The organism is Candidatus Magnetominusculus dajiuhuensis (assembly GCF_046044395.1).
Lineage (GTDB): Bacteria > Nitrospirota > Thermodesulfovibrionia > Thermodesulfovibrionales > Magnetobacteriaceae > Magnetominusculus > Magnetominusculus dajiuhuensis.
The window spans coordinates 1-2,653 of record NZ_JBJUSG010000213.1; the positions used below are offsets into that span (position 1 = coordinate 1).

Genomic DNA, 2,653 nt, shown 5'->3' on the forward strand with positions numbered 1-2,653 from the left:
TTGAATTAGTCTGGCTCTGAAATAACAACAAAACGCATATAGTGCGTTTGCCCTGCGAAAGGTTACACATTACTGGATATTGCTAAACTCAATAAGTTAATATTGTAAAAATAATTTTTGGAGATAAAACCATGAAAGAGGCGTTATGTCTGGCGTTATTACTTGTTTTGCTGATGGCAGGCGCTGGCTCTGCCGAAGTTTATCTAAGCCGCTATGAGGCGGTGTTTGAGGCGGCTCAAAACAGCGCAGGGCAGTATGCCAACGTGCAGGTTGTGCTACGGATTACCTACGCGGCTGACCAGCCTCTGACCGGCGGTTTTAAGTTTGTCGGCCCGGGGAAGATTTCAAATGTCATGGTGGCCGATAGCGACGGCGGATCTGTTAACCTTACTGTGGAGAAACTCAGAGAGACTAAGATAAGCTATGATTTCCCGCGTGTTACATCGGGAAGTAAGACAATCGTTATCACCTTCATCATGGAAGACGCCATTGAAGACAGGCTGCTTTATAGCTCGTTTGACTCCCAATGGGTTGGCAAATGGCAAATTCCCGTCAATAACGCGGTATATACGTTTATCTTTCCACCGGGGTTTGTTGACAACTGGCTTGACACCAACTTCACGTCATTTAACAGGACGACGGCAGACGGCAGGCAGGCGATTCAAATAGTTCAGCCCCTGCTTGCCGAGACGGCGTTCAGCCTGAGAGTGAAACCTTCGTTTGGTGGACATTCATTTGGTTTTTTTGCGGTTATGCTGGGCGCGGCACTGTTTTTAGTCCTGTACATAGTTATTAATATCAGGCGTCTCCCTGATTGCTCACGGCTTGACACAAGAGAGATTACCCCGGCAGAGGCCGGATTCTTAAAGAAGGGGATAAAACACTCTATCTGTGTGGCGGTATTTGACCTGCTCCAATTAGGGCACTTAATAAAGACACCGCCAAATGAACTGCAAGCCCTGAAAGCTGACGACACGCTCTACGCGTATGAAACACTGCTCATGGGGTTTTTTAGTGGTCGGCGTACGCTGAAGCATTTATTCCGGGATGATGAGCCAAAGCGAGGGTACAAGAAAGAGATGCTCAATTCCCTGACATGGAAGGGGCTGCTGAAAGACGCCACAGCGGCGAAGGCGGCGGCGGGAAGGGTTATATCGGCCTCAGTGCTTGCCGCGATAATTATGACCGCCGCGTGGAAATTCTCAAGGGTGGACAGCATCTATTTGATGGCCTCTCTCATTGCCCCTGTGGTTGGCGCGGCGGTGGCTGTGGTGTTGTATACGCGCCGTCCCAAGTCTGGAAGGGCCAGGTATGCGTTAGAAAAATGGGAAAAGACTGTGGAAGACCATTCGTTTGTCGTACGGGCGGGCAATCCTATTATTAGTTATGGGGTAGCGATTTTAGGGCTTCAAATCCTTGCGGGGACGGTTTTCGAAGGAGACTTAGGCTATGCTTCGTACGCTCGTGTATTACAGGGCGGCTCATCGTCGGGGTGTTCAGGCTGCGGCAGCAGTGACTCCTCAGGCAGCGGTGGTGGTGACGGCGGTGGAAGCGGCGGCTGCGGTGGTTGCGGCGGTGGCGGAGGCGATTAGGCCATTCTGAGAATATCGGGATTTGACGACTATTTTTACCTTCAATGGCACATCACAAACCGCTGCAACTTACGATGCAGCCACTGCTATATGGGGGATAGTAAGCCTCAATCAGGCCGCGATGCCCTCATAGGCGTTATCGAAAAGTATGATGACTTCTTAAAACGAATGCGCCTGAGGGGCAGGATACAGATTACCGGAGGTGAGCCGCTCATGTCAGAGGACTTGTTTGTCCTTCTTGAGGAGGCTCGAAAAAGGAAGATGCCCACGAGGATTCTATCCAACGGCACACTGCTGAGCAGGGACAATGCGAGGATGTTGACAGAGGCCAACTGCAGGATTGTGCAAATATCTCTGGACGGGGATAAAGAAACACATAATGCCATAAGAGGGGAATTTGCCTACGAAAAGGCAATGGAAGGTGCGGCAATACTAAAAGAAGCAGGAATCGCCGTAACTATAATGATGACCCTGTCGGGGGCCAATCACACGCGGCTTAGATCTGTTTATGACGAGGCTATAGCCCTGAAGGTGGAGAGGTTTTCGTTTTCGAGGCTTGTCCCCATAGGAAGGGGGGCGTCTTATCACGGCGGTACGCTGTCTAAAGGCGAGGTGAAAGACCTGTTTCATTTGTGCCATAGGCTGAAGCTGGAAAATCGCGTGGAAATGCCGTTGAGAGACCCACTGTGGGGTCCATATTTAAGGCCGCGGGCACGCCCCAGAGTTGTAAGCGGCTGCTCAATAGGATATAACGGCATTTGCATAGACAGCGATGGCTCAGTGTATCCATGCCGGAGACTGCCGGTATTATTAGGCAATATAATGGTTGATGATTTCGTGAAGCTCTGGGAACACGAGATATTAAATCCACTGAGAGACAGGGACGCACTCACGGGCAAGTGCGGAAAATGCCGTTACAGATGGCAGTGCGGCGGCTGCAGGGCGGTTGCCTATGCAATGAACGGGGATTACTCAGGGGAAGACCCGCAGTGTTTTGTATAGCAACTATGTAATACCAAAATAGAAATGTCCTATTCTACCAAAGTAGAAATGTCCTAAAG

2 protein-coding genes are annotated in these 2,653 nt (G+C 50.2%); both read left to right on the plus strand.

The genetic code is table 11. The annotated features are described in order from the left end of the window. Nucleotides 1-131 precede the first annotated feature (131 nt). Complete coding sequence (locus AB7D94_RS16930) at nucleotides 132-1,592, plus strand: hypothetical protein (RefSeq protein ID WP_420267246.1); 1,461 nt, start codon at nucleotides 132-134, stop codon at nucleotides 1,590-1,592. A gap of 51 nt (nucleotides 1,593-1,643) precedes the next feature. Beyond that, the gene (locus AB7D94_RS16935) at nucleotides 1,644-2,594 is read left to right on the plus strand and encodes a radical SAM protein (RefSeq protein ID WP_420267247.1); all 951 of its coding nucleotides are present in this window, start codon (nucleotides 1,644-1,646) and stop codon (nucleotides 2,592-2,594) included. Nucleotides 2,595-2,653 lie beyond the last annotated feature (59 nt).

Bases quoted from the DNA above. Each gene is read 5' to 3' on its own strand.
- AB7D94_RS16930 (WP_420267246.1), top strand. From the start codon at position 132: ATGAAAGAGGCGTTATGTCTGGCGTTATTACTTGTTTTGCTGATGGCA.